Origin of the sequence: Campylobacter sp. RKI_CA19_01128, assembly GCF_025771175.1 — a bacterium.
In the GTDB taxonomy this organism is placed as follows: Bacteria; Campylobacterota; Campylobacteria; order Campylobacterales; family Campylobacteraceae; genus Campylobacter_D.
On record NZ_JAKMPU010000003.1, the window covers coordinates 126,278 to 141,541 of the forward strand.

At 29.9% G+C, this 15,264-nt stretch carries 14 protein-coding genes; 8 read left to right on the plus strand and 6 right to left on the minus strand.

Features of this window, described 5'->3' with window-relative positions; all coding sequences use genetic code 11:
- Positions 1 to 50 precede the first annotated feature (50 nt).
- On the plus strand, positions 51 to 620 hold the full coding sequence (efp, locus tag L8U98_RS03520) for an elongation factor P (RefSeq protein ID WP_039618934.1): 570 nt from the start codon (positions 51 to 53) through the stop codon (positions 618 to 620).
- A gap of 17 nt (positions 621 to 637) precedes the next feature.
- On the opposite strand, the gene uvrB is transcribed toward efp, so the two are convergent.
- Positions 638 to 2,611: an excinuclease ABC subunit UvrB gene (gene uvrB / locus L8U98_RS03525; RefSeq protein WP_263724954.1), complete on the minus strand. Its 1,974-nt coding sequence runs from the start codon at positions 2,609 to 2,611 to the stop codon at positions 638 to 640.
- Between the two features lie 154 nt (positions 2,612 to 2,765).
- On the opposite strand from uvrB, the gene L8U98_RS03530 reads away from it, so the two are divergent.
- The 6 genes from L8U98_RS03530 to ispG all read left to right on the plus strand — a co-directional run bounded on the left by L8U98_RS03530 (position 2,766) and on the right by ispG (position 8,272).
- Entirely contained in the window at positions 2,766 to 2,999 is a 234-nt protein-coding gene (locus tag L8U98_RS03530; RefSeq protein ID WP_012661890.1) for a hypothetical protein, read from the plus strand.
- Complete coding sequence (locus tag L8U98_RS03535; protein WP_012661889.1) at positions 2,986 to 3,225, plus strand: hypothetical protein; 240 nt, start codon at positions 2,986 to 2,988, stop codon at positions 3,223 to 3,225. The genes L8U98_RS03530 and L8U98_RS03535 overlap by 14 nt, the downstream gene beginning before the upstream one ends.
- Positions 3,226 to 3,696: a type II secretion system protein gene (locus tag L8U98_RS03540; RefSeq protein WP_263702190.1), complete on the plus strand. Its 471-nt coding sequence runs from the start codon at positions 3,226 to 3,228 to the stop codon at positions 3,694 to 3,696. It abuts the gene before it with no gap.
- Positions 3,693 to 5,537, plus strand: coding sequence for a primosomal protein N' (locus tag L8U98_RS03545; protein ID WP_263724955.1), 1,845 nt, complete (start codon positions 3,693 to 3,695; stop codon positions 5,535 to 5,537). The genes L8U98_RS03540 and L8U98_RS03545 overlap by 4 nt, the downstream gene beginning before the upstream one ends.
- 120 nt (positions 5,538 to 5,657) lie before the next feature.
- The gene (locus L8U98_RS03550) at positions 5,658 to 7,151 is read left to right on the plus strand and encodes a C69 family dipeptidase (protein ID WP_263724956.1); all 1,494 of its coding nucleotides are present in this window, start codon (positions 5,658 to 5,660) and stop codon (positions 7,149 to 7,151) included.
- A gap of 56 nt (positions 7,152 to 7,207) precedes the next feature.
- Positions 7,208 to 8,272, plus strand: coding sequence for a flavodoxin-dependent (E)-4-hydroxy-3-methylbut-2-enyl-diphosphate synthase (ispG, locus tag L8U98_RS03555; RefSeq protein WP_412175039.1), 1,065 nt, complete (start codon positions 7,208 to 7,210; stop codon positions 8,270 to 8,272).
- Here ispG and L8U98_RS03560 read toward each other — a convergent pair.
- The 5 genes from L8U98_RS03560 to L8U98_RS03580 form a co-directional block, all read right to left on the minus strand.
- Positions 8,269 to 9,633: a nicotinate phosphoribosyltransferase gene (locus L8U98_RS03560; RefSeq protein ID WP_263724957.1), complete on the minus strand. Its 1,365-nt coding sequence runs from the start codon at positions 9,631 to 9,633 to the stop codon at positions 8,269 to 8,271. The genes ispG and L8U98_RS03560 overlap by 4 nt on opposite strands.
- Positions 9,634 to 9,654: 21 nt before the next feature.
- Complete coding sequence (ftsZ, locus tag L8U98_RS03565) at positions 9,655 to 10,761, minus strand: cell division protein FtsZ (protein ID WP_039626779.1); 1,107 nt, start codon at positions 10,759 to 10,761, stop codon at positions 9,655 to 9,657.
- Positions 10,762 to 10,772: 11 nt separating this feature from the next.
- The gene (ftsA, locus tag L8U98_RS03570; RefSeq protein ID WP_263724958.1) at positions 10,773 to 12,152 is read right to left on the minus strand and encodes a cell division protein FtsA; all 1,380 of its coding nucleotides are present in this window, start codon (positions 12,150 to 12,152) and stop codon (positions 10,773 to 10,775) included.
- The gene (locus L8U98_RS03575; RefSeq protein WP_263724959.1) at positions 12,149 to 13,627 is read right to left on the minus strand and encodes a peptidylprolyl isomerase; all 1,479 of its coding nucleotides are present in this window, start codon (positions 13,625 to 13,627) and stop codon (positions 12,149 to 12,151) included. Before L8U98_RS03575 ends, ftsA begins: the two co-directional genes overlap by 4 nt.
- A 79-nt stretch (positions 13,628 to 13,706) precedes the next feature.
- Positions 13,707 to 14,285: a class II aldolase and adducin N-terminal domain-containing protein gene (locus L8U98_RS03580; protein ID WP_263724960.1), complete on the minus strand. Its 579-nt coding sequence runs from the start codon at positions 14,283 to 14,285 to the stop codon at positions 13,707 to 13,709.
- Positions 14,286 to 14,346: 61 nt separating this feature from the next.
- Here L8U98_RS03580 and rsmH point away from each other — a divergent pair, with 61 nt between their 5' ends.
- Positions 14,347 to 15,264: a 16S rRNA (cytosine(1402)-N(4))-methyltransferase RsmH gene (rsmH, locus tag L8U98_RS03585; protein ID WP_263724961.1), complete on the plus strand. Its 918-nt coding sequence runs from the start codon at positions 14,347 to 14,349 to the stop codon at positions 15,262 to 15,264.

Consider the following 15,264-nt stretch of genomic DNA (forward strand, 5'->3'; position numbering starts at 1 on the left):
AAGCCTTAATTGTTACAATTATTTTTTAATTTTAAAATTAAGGAAAATATATGGCTTCTTATGGAATGGGAGATTTAAAAAAAGGTTTAAAAATAGAAATTGATGGTATTCCTTTTAAAATCGTAGAATATCAACACGTAAAACCAGGAAAAGGTCCTGCTTTTGTACGTATTAAAATTAAATCTTTTATCGATGGTAAGGTTTTAGAAAAAACTTTCCATGCAGGAGATAAATGTGAATCTCCAAATTTAGAAGAAAAACAAATGCAATATCTATACGATGATGGTGAAAATTGTCAATTTATGGATACTCAAACTTATGAGCAAGTTGCAATTAGCGATGAAGATGTGGGTGAAGCTAAAAAATGGATGCTTGATGGAACTATGGTGGATGTTTTATTCCACAATGGAAAAGCAATCGGTGTGGAAGTGCCTCAAGTAATGGAGCTTAAAATTATCGAAACAGCACCAAATTTCAAAGGTGATACTCAAGGTTCAAACAAAAAACCAGCTACTTTAGAAACAGGTGCAGTAGTGCAAATTCCTTTCCATGTATTAGAAGGGGAAGTAATTCGCGTTGATACTGTGCGTGGAGAGTATATAGAAAGAGCAAATAAATAATCCCTTATTTTAAGGGATTATAAAGTTCTTAATTTATTAATCTCATCTCTATGCATTGCTGCTTTTTCAAATTCAAGATTTTTAGCTGCTTCTAACATTTGTTTTCTTAATTCTTTTACTATTTTAGCGCGTTCTTTTGCAGGCATTTTTTCAAGTTCTTTGCCTTTACGATAAATTTCTCCTTGCTCAAGTTCATGTTTTAAACTTTCTTCTATATTTCTTTTTACTGAGGTTGGTGTGATGTTGTGTTTTTTATTATAAGCTTCTTGTAAAGCCCTTCTTTTGTTAGTAGTATCGATAGCTTCTTGCATAGATTTTGTGATTTTTTTGGCAAAAAGTAAAACTTTTCCATTGACATTTCTAGCAGCACGCCCCATCGTTTGAATGAGTGCAGTGGTACTTCTTAAAAAGCCTTCTTTATCTGCATCCATAATGGCTATAAGAGAAACTTCAGGTAAATCAAGTCCTTCTCTTAAAAGATTAATCCCGATTAAAATATCAAAAGCACCACTTCTTAAACCACGGATGATTTCATTACGCTCTATTGCATCAATTTCTGAGTGCATGTATTTTACTTTTAAGCCAAGTTCTAAGTAGTATTTACTAAGCTCTTCAGCCATTTTTTTAGTTAAAACGGTTATTAAAACTCTTTCATTGCGTTCTATAACTTTTTTAGCTTCATCGTATAAAATTTCTACTTGATTTTCACTATCTTTGATTTCTATTTTAGGATCTAAAAGCCCTGTTGGACGCATGATTTGATAAAAAATATTTTCTTTGCTTAATTCTAGTTCTAAAGGTGCAGGTGTAGCTGAAACAAATAAAAATTTACAATTTTTATTAATAAATTCATCAAACATCAAAGGTCTATTATCTAAGGCGCTTGGCAAACGAAAACCATAATCAACCAAAGTTTGTTTTCTACTTCTATCCCCTGCAAACATCCCGCGAAATTGTGGTAAAGATACATGAGATTCATCCACAATGACTAAAAAATCTTGATTTTTAATGGCAAAATAATCAAAAAGCGTATAGGGTGTATCGCCGCTCTTAAGCCCTGTTAAATGCAAAGCATAATTTTCAACTCCTTTACACATTCCAGTGCTTTGAAGCATTTCAAGGTCAAATTCTACCCTTTGTTTTAGTCTTTGTGCTTCTACGAGTTTATTTTCATTTTCAAAATAAGCAAGGCGTTCATTTAATTCAACTTTTATGCCTTTTATAGCCTCTTTAAGCCTAGTCTCACCTACGCTAAATTGACTGGTTGGGTAAAGTATGAATTTTTTTAAATCTTTACCTTTTTTATTTTCTAAGACATTATAATGATACATCGCCTCAAGCTCATCGCCAAAAAACTCAAGCCTAATAGCTTCATCCTCATAATAAGCTGGATATATATCTACTATATCTCCATTTACTCTAAAATCAGCCCTATCAAAGAAATTATCATTGCGTTTATAGCCCATATCTACAAGTTTTTTTAAAAGTTCTTTTTGTGAAATTTGCATATTTAGTTCTAAAATTAAAACCATACCTACATACTCACTTGGATTTCCCAAACCATAATTTGCTGAAACACTAGCTATGCAAATAACATCATCATAACTTAAAAGCGAAGCACTTGCGCTTAGTCTTAATCTTTCTAAGTCTTCATTAGTAGAACTATCTTTTTCTATAAAAACATCCGTTCTTGGTATATAAGCTTCTGGCTGATAATAATCATAATAGCTTATAAAATACTCCACATGATTATTTGCAAAAAAACCTTTAAATTCACTATAAAGTTGCGCACATAGGCTTTTATTGTGACTCATGATAAGAGTAGGCATGTTTAAGTTTTTAATGATATTTGCCATAGTGAAAGTTTTTCCACTGCCTGTAACACCTAGCAAGGTTTGGTATTTATTGCCCGCTTTAATGCTTTTTACTATACCATCAATGGCTTGTTTTTGATCAGGACTTGGCTTAAAATCACTAGTAAGTTCAAACATAAATTTTCCTAACTTGTATTTTTGCTAATTTTACACAAAATTTTTTGTAAAAATTTAAATTTTAAAACAAAAAGCTATGCAAAATTAAATTTTTTTTTGTTACAATTATGTGTTTAAAATACTCTAAATATAAAATCAATAAAGGCAAGAAAATATGTATGATGAAAGAATAATCAACACAATGACAGATAAAGTAAATGAGCTTTTGGCTAAATATAATGAAGTATGTGAAATCAATGAAAATTTAAGAAATGAATTAGTAAGTGTAAAAGCACAAAATGAAGCTAAAAACAATCAAATCGCACGTTTAGAAGAAGAGCTTAAAAATAAAAATATTGAAAGCGAAGATGTGATCAAAAAAATAGAGGCAGTTCTTGGCAAACAATAACCAAAGAAAAGTTACAATTAATGTCTATGCGAAAGACTTTGTTGTAACATGCAGTAATGAATTTGCAAATCATCTTGAAGATGAAATTGCTTTAATTTCTGGAGGTACAGGCAAGATAGAGCTTGCAAATTTCATTAATGCTTTTGTAAAACTTAGCTACGAAAACTATATCTTAAAAAAAGAACTCAATAAACTTATCAATACTATCGATGAAGAAATAAAATAAATGCAAACAAAAAAAGCTTTTACTTTGATAGAGCTTGTTTTTTGTATGATGATTATTGCTATTCTTAGCGTAATTGCTTATCCGTATTTTTCTTTTGGAAAAAATGATGCTAAACTCATTCAAGTAAAAAGTGAGGTGGAGCTTATCAATACTTCTTTGTCTTTACTTAGAAATCAGTTTTTATTTAAAGAAAGTAAGGATTTTCCAGCAATTTTAGATGAAGCTTTGATAAATAGCGAAAATCAAAAATTATTTGTATGTTCTCATTCTCAAAATCATAAAAATACAAAACAATGCACTTACAGCGTTTTAGAAAAACCAATCATTTCATCTAAAAAATCGTGGATGAAAATAGCAAATACTCAATATAGATTTTTTATAAATTCTAAAAATTACATAGATTTTTCTTATAATAGTGAAAAAGTTTTTTTAGAATGTGTGAGTTTAAATTGTAAGGATTATGGGTTTTGAATTTTTATCAACTTGCTATTAAAGGATATTATTTAGATACCTTAACTTATGAAAGTGAAGAAGAATTTGAAATTTTAGATGAGGTAATAGTTGATCTTGCAAGGAAAAAAAATCTCAAAGCTATAATTTTACAAAAATGTTCAAAGCCTGATTTTAAAACCCAAGCTATAAAGGAAAAAACAGGTTTTAAACTAACGCAATATCAATACGAACTTGCTCAATTTATTGCTTATTATTATGCTAGTAAAATAGCTTTTGTTTTAGGTATGTTTGAAAGCATTAAAGAGTATAAAAATGAAAAAATTCATATAGAAAAAGTACCTAGTTTAAGTAAAAACCAGCAAGAGGCTTTGGAATTTATAAAAACTAAACAAACTAGTTTGCTATTTGGTGATACAGGAAGTGGTAAAACTGAAATTTATATTAGCTTGATAAAAGAATATTTAGAGCAAGGAAAGCAAGTTTTGCTTTTAATGCCAGAAATCGCTCTAACTCCACAAATGCAAAAAAGATTAAAAGTGTATTTTGGCGAGCATTTTTTCTTGTGGCATTCTAAAATTACTAAGAAAAAAAAGCAAGAATGTTTGCAAGATTTAGCAAATTCAAAAGCTCTTTTAGTAGTGGGAGCTAGGTCGGCTTTGTTTTTACCTTTTAAGAATTTGGGTTTGATTATTATTGATGAAGAGCATGATAATTCTTATAAAGCTTCTAATAATCCAAAAATCAATGCAAGAGATTTAGCTTTATTTGTAGCAAAAAAAATGCATATAAAAGTTCTTTTGGGTTCAGCTACCCCAAGTGTTGTAAGTTATTACAAACATCCTTGTTTTAGACTTAAAGGAACTTTCTTTGAAAGTAAAAAGCAGTTTTTATACGATGAGAGTGAGCTTAGTGTTTCATCGAAATTGCTTTTAGAATTAAAAATTAGCTTAAGAAATAAAAAGCAAGCCGTGGTATTTTTACCTACAAGGGCAAATTTTAGACAAATTTTATGCAAAGAATGCGCTAATACCATTAAATGCCCTTTTTGTTCTATTGCTTTGAGTTTGCACAAAAATAAAAATGCATTAAAATGCCATTATTGTAATTTCACTAAAGAAATCGATCAAACCTGCCCAACTTGCAATGGAGTTATGCTTGAAGCTAAAAAAATGGGCACAGCAGAGCTTTGTGAGCTTTTAGAAAAAGAATTAGCTGAGTTTAATCCTATCATAAAAAGATTTGATAGTGATGAGATTAGCAGTGTAAAAAAGCTTGATATGATTTTAAAAGATTTTAACCAAGAAAAAATTGATATTTTAGTAGGTACTTCCATGCTTGCTAAAGGACATGATTATCACAACGTGGATTTGAGTGTGATTTTGGGTCTTGATGAGTACTTATTTAGACCTAATTTTAAAGCCTTAGAAGAGACTTTGGCTCTTGCTATGCAAGTAGCAGGTCGTGCAGGTCGAAAGGGTGAGGGTAGGGTGCTTTTACAAACTAAAAATAGATCTTTTTTTGAAAAATATATACAAGATTACGATAGTTTTTTAAAAGATGAATTAAATGCTAGGAGCGGGCTTTACCCTCCATTTAAAAGACTTTTAAGGCTAATTATTGAAGATGAGGATAAAAATAAAGCTTTAAATTTGTGTGAATTTATAGCTAATAAAGTTCAAGAATTAAAACAAGTGCAATTAGTAGGCCATGGTGCTTGTGGTATTGAAATGCTAAATAAGAAATGGCGTTTTTATGTGTTATTGCGTGCTAATACCCATCAAGAACTTGTAAAATTTGAGCATTTTGCTTTAAATTTTAAAAATATTACTTGCGATATAGATCCAGTTGATTTTTCTTGAAAAATATATTTATTTATAAATAATTATTATTTTATAATAAAAACAATATTTTATTTTTAATTTTAAATTTATTTTGATAAGAATATACTTTTTTAATTTCTTAAATTTAAAGGAGAGAAAATGAAAAAGTTTAGTTTTCTTGCAGGTTGTGTACTTTTTGGTGCTTTGTTTAATAATGCTTTAGCTTGCACTACTATTTTAGTACCAAATGAAGCAAGTAAAGATGGTTCTATGTTGGTTGCAAGAAGTGCTGATAGTAAAGCAGATAAAGCACAAGTTTTTCTAATCCATCCAAGAGTTGAAAATCAAAAAGGTATTTATAGCACTAAAACACATCAAGGAATGAATGATTTTACTTACCCTTTACCTACTAAATCTTTTCAATATAGCACTATAGCTAATTGGCAAAGTAAATTACACGGTGCTACTGGTTTTAATGAAATGGGTGTTGGGGTAAGTGCTACTGAATCAATTTATGCAAAAGATGAACTTTTAAAATTTGATCCTTATAATGAGAAAAATGGCATTAGCGAAGATGATATTTTGGATGTTTTGCTTCCAAGAATTAAAAGTGCAAAAGAAGGTGTTTTATTATTGGGTGATATTATAGAAAAACAAGGAGCAGCTGAGGGCTTTGGAGTAGCTTTTGTGGATTCTAAAGAAATTTGGTATTTAGAAAGTGCCACAGCACATCAGTGGATGGCTGTAAAAATTCCTAATAATTCGTATTTTGTTAGTGCGAACCAAGGTAGGTTAAAACAACTAAAATTCAACGATGAAAATACCTTGCATTCTAAAAATTTAATAAATTTTGCCATAATACATAAAGCGTATAATCCTAAAGTGGATAAGGATTTTGATTTTTTTAAAGTTTATACAAGAAATGATGATAGAGATTTAACTTATAATTATCCTAGAGTTTGGTGGATACAAAAAATGTTTAATCCATCTTTAAATCAAGATGTAAAAAATGGTGCTAATTTTAATGTGTTTTTACAACCTGAGCAAAAACTTAGTGTGGATGATTTAAAAAAAGCTTTAAGATCGCACTATGATGGAACAAAATATGATCCATATGCAAATTTCAATGAAAATGAAAACATTTACCGTGTTGTGAGTGTGTTTAGAACTTATGAATCTCACATTATGCAAGTTAGGCCGTGGCTTCCTAAAGAAATAGGTAGGTTAAATTATGTCGCAATAGGAATGGCTGATTTGAGTGTGTATTTGCCTTATTATTTTGGTAATGATGAGTTTATTGCAGGATATCAACAAGGAACAAATGAAGCTGATGATAAATCAATTTATTGGATTTATCGCAAGTTGCAAACTCTTGTAATGAGTGATTATAATAAATATGCTCCTATCGTAAAAAATGCTTATGCTAAATTTGAAAAAGACACATCTTTAAAACAAGAAGCTATGGAAAAAGAATATTTAAGTCTTTATAAAAAAGATAAGAACAAAGCAAAGCAAATTTTAGTTGATTTTTCATTACAAAATCAAATGGAAGCTAAAAAACTTACTCAAGATTTAACAAATCAAATTTTTACCCTTTTAACAAGAGATACAGATATAAAATATAAATCTCTTAATAAAAATAAAAAAGATTAATGATATAGCCCATTTTTGGGCTATAATACTCTAAAAATATTTTTAGAGTGATTTTAATGACAAGATACAAAACAAGACAAATAAAAGTAGGTGATGTTTTAATAGGCGGAGATGCTCCTATTTCTGTGCAATCTATGCTTTTTACTAAAACAAGAGATATTGAAGGTTGTTTAGAGCAGCTTAACAGACTTTATTTTGCTGGTGCAAATATAGTGCGTTTAGCCTGTTTGGATATGGCAGATGCAAGAGCTTTAAAAGAAATCAAAGCAAAAAGCCCCTTGCCTTTAATAGTGGATATACATTTTAATCATAAGCTAGCAGTCTTTTGTGCTGAATTTATCGATGGGGTGAGAATTAACCCAGGAAATATAGGCTCAAAAGAAAATATCAAAGAAGTGGTGCAAGCTTGTAAGCAAAGAAAAATTCCTATTAGAATAGGGGTAAATCATGGCTCTATAGAAAAGCAATTTAGCGATAAATATGGTTATAATATAGAGGCTATGCTTGGGAGCGCTTTATATAATATAAAATTACTAGAAGATTTAGACTTTTTTGACATTAAAATTTCTATGAAAACTTCAGATGTGCAAAATACCATAAAAGCTTATGAAGCTCTAAGACCACTTTGTGATTATCCATTTCATTTAGGGGTTACTGAGGCAGGAACTAAATTTCATAGCACGGTTAAAAGCTCGATTGCCTTAGGAAATTTGCTTTTAAAAGGCATAGGCGATACAATGAGAGTTTCTATGACAGGGGAGCTTGAAGAAGAGATTAAAGTAGCAAGGGCTATTTTGCAAGATAGTGGAGTGCAAAAAAGTGGAGTAAATATCATCTCATGTCCAACTTGTGGAAGAATTCAAAGTGATTTGATCAAAGCGATTAAAATAGTAGAAGAAAAAACTAAGCATATAAAAGAACCATTAAATATAAGTGTTATGGGTTGTGTTGTAAATGCCTTGGGCGAGGCTAAGGGTGCTGATGTGGCTATTGCTTTTGGAAAAAATCAAGGTTTAGTTATAAGACATGGCGAAGTAGTGGCAAAATTAAAAGAAGATGAGCTTGTGGATAGATTTTTACTTGAAGTAGAAGATGAGGTAAAACTTAGAGAAAAAGATTAATTTTTTTCTAAGTAAGTTTTTTGCATATTTTGTAATTTTTTAGAAATTTTTACTTTATAAATACTTGGATTTTGAAGTTTTTTTAGTTTAAAATCCAAACTATCAACACTTTTTTTATGATACTCTTGAATATTTTTCAAGTTAGGAAGCCCATAGATTAATTTTCCATCTTTAAAAATAAGCTCATGTAAATTTTTATATGTATAACCTTGGTAATTTTTGATACTTTCATCATGTGTATATAAAATATCAAAACTTGCTTTATTGTTTTTATAATACCTTATAAGTTTTTTAAAATGTGGCAAGGTTGTTTTGCTTGAGCTTGCACTGATTTTGATTTTAGGGATGATTTGATTGTTTTTTTCTAATGCAACAAGCTTATAAACAGCTCCAAAAATAGGCGAACTTGCCGAAGTAATAAGCTTTTCTCCAATGCCAAAAGCATCGATTGGGGCTTTGTTTTTTAGCAATTTTTCTATGATAAACTCATCTAAGGCATTACTAGCTATGATTTTGCATTTTGTTAATCCAGCAAGATTTAGTTTTTTTCTAATATATTTAGAGATTTTAAGCAAATTTCCTGAGTCAATACGGATAGAATAATTTTGCATAGAATCTTGCGCATTTAACTCATTAAAAACTAAAATAGCATTTTCAATACCTTTTTTATAATCATAAGTATCAATCAAAAGACTTATATTATCTTTATAAATTTGACAATATGCTCTAAAAGCACTTAGCTCATCATCAAACATTTGCACCCAAGCATGAGACATGGTTCCACTAATAGGAATATTAAATTTTTTCCCAGCTAAAGTACAAGCACTTGCATGAAAACCACCGATAAAAGCAGCTCTAGCACCATTTAAAGCTGCACTTTCTCCATGGGCTCTGCGAGAGCCAAATTCTAAAAGCAATTTTTCTTTTGCAATTTGAGTAATTCTGCTAGCTTTAGTGGCAATTAGACATTGATGATTTAGGGTTAAAAGTATGAAAGTTTCTAACAATAAAGCCTCTATTATAGGTGCTTTAATAATCATTAAAGGAGTATTAGCAAAAACGCATTCACCTTCTTTAACGCTTAGTATATCTCCACTAAATTTTAAAGTTGAAAGGTAGTTTAAAAATTCATCATCAAATTTTTTAGTATTTTTCAAAAAATCTATGTCATCTTTAGAGAAAGAAAAATGATTAATATGATTTATGATTTGTTCTAATCCACAAAAAACAGCATAAGAAGCATTATCAGGAGCTTTTCTAAAAAAAACTTCAAAATAAACAATTTGCTTATGCATATTTTGTTTAAAATAAGCATAAGCCATACTTAGTTCGTAAAAATCACATAATAATGAAGAATTCATATAAGGATTTTTACTAAAAAATTAATCCATTTGGCGACGCAAGAAAGCAGGAACATCAAGCTGAGAAATCACTTCTTCATCAAATCCACCGCTAGCTTTACGTAAATTCATATAGCTATTTTTTTTACTTTCTTCTTGTTCTTTAGCGCTTTCTATTTCAGCTTTATCTTCAAAACCTGTAGCAATGATAGTAACTTCAACGCGATCACCCATACTCTCATCAGTCGTTGCACCAAAGATTACTTTTGCGTTTTCATCTGCTATATCGCTAATGCTTTGAGTAGCTTGTGAAATTTCTATCAATGAGCATTCAGGACCAATTTTATAATGGATGATTACGCCTTTAACGCCTTTCATGGTCATGCCGTCTAATAATGGAGATTCTATAGCACTTGATAATGCATCCATGATAGCATTTTCACCTTCTCCATGACCCACGCCCATTAGTGCTAAACCTCTGTGGCTCATAACAGTTCTAACATCAGCAAAGTCAACATTAATATCGCCATCTTCTAAAAGGATAGACACCATACCCCTAACAGCTCTAGCTAAAATATCATCAACTAGTTTAAATGCTTCTTTTATACCTGCTTTTTTTGGGAGTATACTAAGAAGTTTTTCGTTTTGGATTACAATGATAGAATCACTTTCTTTTTTTAATTCAGCTAAACCAGCTTCTGCTAATTTTTTTCTTTGTTTTCCTTCAAATGCAAAAGGCATAGTTACAACTGAAACAGTTAGCGCACCTACTTCTTTAGCAGCTTGTGCTACAACAGGAGCTGCACCTGTACCAGTTCCACCACCAAGTCCTGCTGAAATAAATACTATGTCGCTTTGACTTAAAGCAGCTTTTACTTCTTCAAAACTTTCTCTTGCGCTTTCTGCTCCAATTTCTGGTTGCATTCCAGCACCCAAACCCTTGGTTTTTTTCTCACCTAGTTGAATTCTAGTTTTTGCTAAAGATTTAGCTATAGCTTGTGCATCAGTATTAGCTGAAATAAGATCAAGATCATGTAAACCCATATTTACCATATGATCTATCATGTTACCGCCACCGCCACCGCAGCCTATGACTTTTATTTTTGCACCTTTTGCGTGTTGCATTTCTTCCACTAGATATTCGCTCATTGTGTCTCCTATTAGAACTGGTTTATTAATTTATTCCAAAATTTATGCATTAAATTCGTTTTTTTATCTTTCTTTGTTTCTATTTTTGCTAACTCTGTTTTTTCATCTTCAAATTCTTTTTGATCTTGAAAAATTTCTTCAAAATCTTTATTTTCTTCTTCGTTTTCATCTATGGTAAGATTTTGTTTGATCTGTTTATTGATAAACTCAGGCTCTCCTTTGTATCTTAGTTTCTCATTAGAATCTAATTCATAAGGAGTAAAATGCCCACCACCATATAAACAAAGACCTATAGCACAGCTATTTTCTGCATCTTCAAAAATTTCTTTAAAACCATCCATAGTATCTTTTTTTGCAGTCGCTATTCTAACAGCTTTATTATCAAAATAAGCTGAAGCAAGCTTGTCAAGTCCTGCAAATTTTGTCATTCCACCTGTTAATACTATACCTGCTCCTGCTTGATTTGCACAAGCATTATCGCTTAGCATTTTAGCTAAAATAATAATAGTTTCTTCAATTCTTGCATAAATTACATTGGATATGACTTCTACTGAAACTTCATTTTTTCTTTTTTCATCACCCATGTATGGAATTTGTATAATTGAGTTTTCATTTTGCGCTAAAGATGCATAATTTAATTTTAGTTTTTCTGCTTCTTTTGGTGGGGTATGTAAAGCTATGGATAAATCATTGGTGATATTTACTGAGCCAATTTGCAAGCATTCATTATATCGTATAGAATTACCCGCATGAATGACCATATCGCAAACTGCTCCACCCATATCGATTAAAATAGCACCTAATTCTTTTTCACTATCATCAAAGCAAGCAATAGAAGAAGCATAGCCTGAAAGAACGATGTTATCTACTCTAAGATCAGCAAGCTCCACAGCTTTTTTTAGATTTTTAATATGCACTTCTTGCGAGATTACAATATGCGTAGAAACTTCAAGGCGATTTCCACTCATTCCCAAAGGATCTTCTACATGTTCAAGATCATTTACTTTAAAATTATAAGGTAGTACATGAATGATTTCATATCCACTAGGTATATTTGCAGTATGCTTTGCTGTGCTTACTGCTCTGTGAATTTCTTTAATACCTATTTCATGATTTGGTATATTAACCACACCTATGCTATCTACGCTTTTTGCATAAGCACCTGAAATAGATACAATTACTTTATCATAATGCACACCTGACATCATTTGTGCATCAGCTACTGCCTCTTCTATAGATTTTGAAGCAAGTTCTATATTAGTAATTGCTCCTTTTTTTATACCATTTGATTTTGACTTTCCAAAACCAATGATTTTAAGTCCTTCTTCGCTTTTTTGTGCTAATATGGCGCAAGTTTGTATTGAGCCTAAATCAATTCCTAAAATATTCAATTTGTATTTCCTTTATAATAGCGTTGAATTGGATATAATTCTATAAGTTTTTTTAATAATTCTTCCTTAAGTAAAGCTTGTTTAGTTTGTTTAGCACTTTGCTCTATGATAAATTTGTAAATTTCTTCTTTGTTTTTATTTTCTAAAGTTTGTTTTGTGATCTCATAAACTATTGCTTTATCATCAAATAATACATAAGATTTAGCTTTGTTTGAGTCAAATACATGCATTAAAAACTCGCTAAATTCAGCATCATTCATCATATCACCTACTTTTGTATTTTTGTTTGAGTCACGGCTATAAGTACCTATGTCTATACCTTGAAAATTATCTAGGGCGATTTTTGCTTTTTCTTCTAATAAGGCTTTAGTTTTTTCTTTAATGTAAAGTTTACTTACTTCGTTTTTAGCTTGCTCAAAAGTCATAGTTTGTATAGGATTTATTTTTATAATTTTTGCAATCATATAGCCGTTTTCAAATTTAAAAGGCTTAATAAAATCATTTTCTTTAGCTTTTTGTATATTTTCTAAAGGATAATAAATATCAGCATCGCTGATTGTGATATTTTTATCAAAACTAAGCTCGTTCTTTCTCAAAGCCACATAGCTTTCATTGGCTTTAAGTTTAAGTTTAGAAAGTTTTAAATCTTTTATAACTTTATCTTTACTTTGTTCTAGACCTAGAATTTTTCCTGCAAAATCTTTATAATCATTTTTATTTTCTTCATAGTAAGCTTGGATTTCTTTGTCATCAATTTTGATTATATCAGGGTTTAAAAAATAAGTTGCAAGCTCGTAACTTTTTTGCGTCTTATAAAGCTCTTTATTTTTCTCCCAAGTTTGTTTTAACTCTTTTTCATCCATTGTTATGTTTTTATTATCAAGTTTTATAGCTTGAACTTTTAAACTATCTTGCATTAAAAAACTTGCGCCAAACATATCAAGTTCATTTGGTTTGATTTGTAAATTTAAAATAGCATTGATTTTTTTAAGTAATAACTCATCGTGAATGATTTTTTCATAAGTTTTTGGTGTATAGTTGTTTCTTGCAAGCAGATTATAGTATAAATTTTTGTCAAAAACACCTGAAGCATTATGAAAGATTTTTTGATGTGCTAAATCATAAGCAATTTCTTCCTCGCTCACATTTAAACCCAAGGTTTTAGCATAAGAAAGTAGTAGTTTTTCTTGTATAAGTTCATTAATAGCTTGGGTATCTAAGCCATCTTTTTGTGCTTGTTCTTGTGTGTAATTGCCATTGTTTAGCTGAGAATAATAGCCAAATAATTGAGAATATTTAAGATTAAACTCATCATAACTTATTTTTTCATCGCCTACTTTTGCAACAGAATTTGACCTGTCGGTGTTAAAATCATAACTCCCCCAACCAACAAAACCTGCTCCAACAAAAGCAATAACGCTAATCCAAATAGTTACAACTAAGTATTTTTTATGATGCTGCATCCAAGTGAGCATTTTTACCCCAATCTGATTAAATAAATTAAACTATAAATTATAAATAATTTGTGATTAATAAAAGATTAATTTTAAATTATTATGATAAATTTGTTTCCGCTAAATGGATAATTTTGCAAGAATTTTCAATTAAATCTATAATTTTACCTAATTCATAACTTGTTCTACCATAGGCAAATATACCATAGCCCTTTACAACAACAAAATTTTGTTTTTGTTCTAACATATAACGATAAATTTCAGTTTGTGATCTATCCTCCCAATCTTCATAATTTTTAGGATTATAAACTCGAATTTCTTCTAGAAAAATTTCACCAAAATAATCTTGAGGTGTTATAAAATCATGATTTAAACTCATAGATAAGGTATAGGTTGGGCAGGCAAAACATATAAATTTGGCTTCAGGTATGTTCTCATATATACTTTTATGGATTTCACTATCGCTACTTGCCTCATCCCAGCTATAATCTTTTGCAAATTTTAAAATACTTAAACTTTTTTCATCTAGTTGATTTAAAAAAGTGTCATTTTTATTTATAATAAAAGAACTTTGAGATAGTTTTGCTGAAACTGATCCGTGGCAAATTCCAAAAAATTTTTTTTTAAACATTGAAGTAGAAAGTATTTTGATTTGAGAAATGATATTTTCTTTATTCATTAAAAACCTTGTTTTAAACTTAACTAAGATATTATACTAAAAAATATTTTAAAGGTTTATTTTGCAAAGTCCACATATTCCTGTTTTACTGCAAGAAGTTTTAGATGTTTTTGATGATTTTGATAGTGGGGATTTTTTAGATTGCACTTTGGGTTATGGAGGGCATTCTAAGGCGTTATTGCAAGCTCATGAGAAACTAAGATTAATTGCTTGTGATAAAGATTTAGAAGCTTTAAATTTTTCTAAAGAATTTTTAAAAAAATTTCAAGATAGGATAAGTTTTAATCATATAGGTTTTAAAGATATTTTAACTCAAATTCCAACGCAAAACTTAAGAGGAATTTTAGCTGATATCGGTGTATCTTCTTTGCAGCTTGACAAAAATGATAGAGGTTTTTCACTAAATTCTGATTTTTTAGATATGAGAATGGATCAAAATAATCCTTTAAGCGCTAAAGAAGTGGTAAATTCTTACAGCAAGGAAGCCTTGGAGCAAATTTTTAAAGACTATGGAGATTTAACACCGGTTGCTTCAATGCTTGCTCAAAAAATCATTAATGCAAGAAGTCAAAAAGAGATTACAAGCGCAAAAGAATTAAGTCAAATTATAGGAAATGCTAAGCTAAAAGGGCGTAATGTATCTTTAGCTTTGCTTGTATTTCAAGCTTTGCGTATAGAAGTAAATAATGAGCTTGGCGAATTAAAATCCTTGCTTGAAAACATAGAAAAAGCAAAATTAAAAGATTGTAAATTAGCCATTGTTAGTTTTCATTCTTTGGAAGATAGGATAGTAAAAAATACTTTTAAAAGATGGGAAAAAGACTGCATTTGTGATGAAAGAGCCATAAAATGTGAATGTGGTAAAAATCATAGTCTTGGGAAAATTTTAAGTAAAAAAGCTATAAGTGCCTCCAAAGAAGAAATAAGCTATAATAGCAGATCAAGTTGTGCAAAAATGAGAATTTTTTATTTTAGGTAA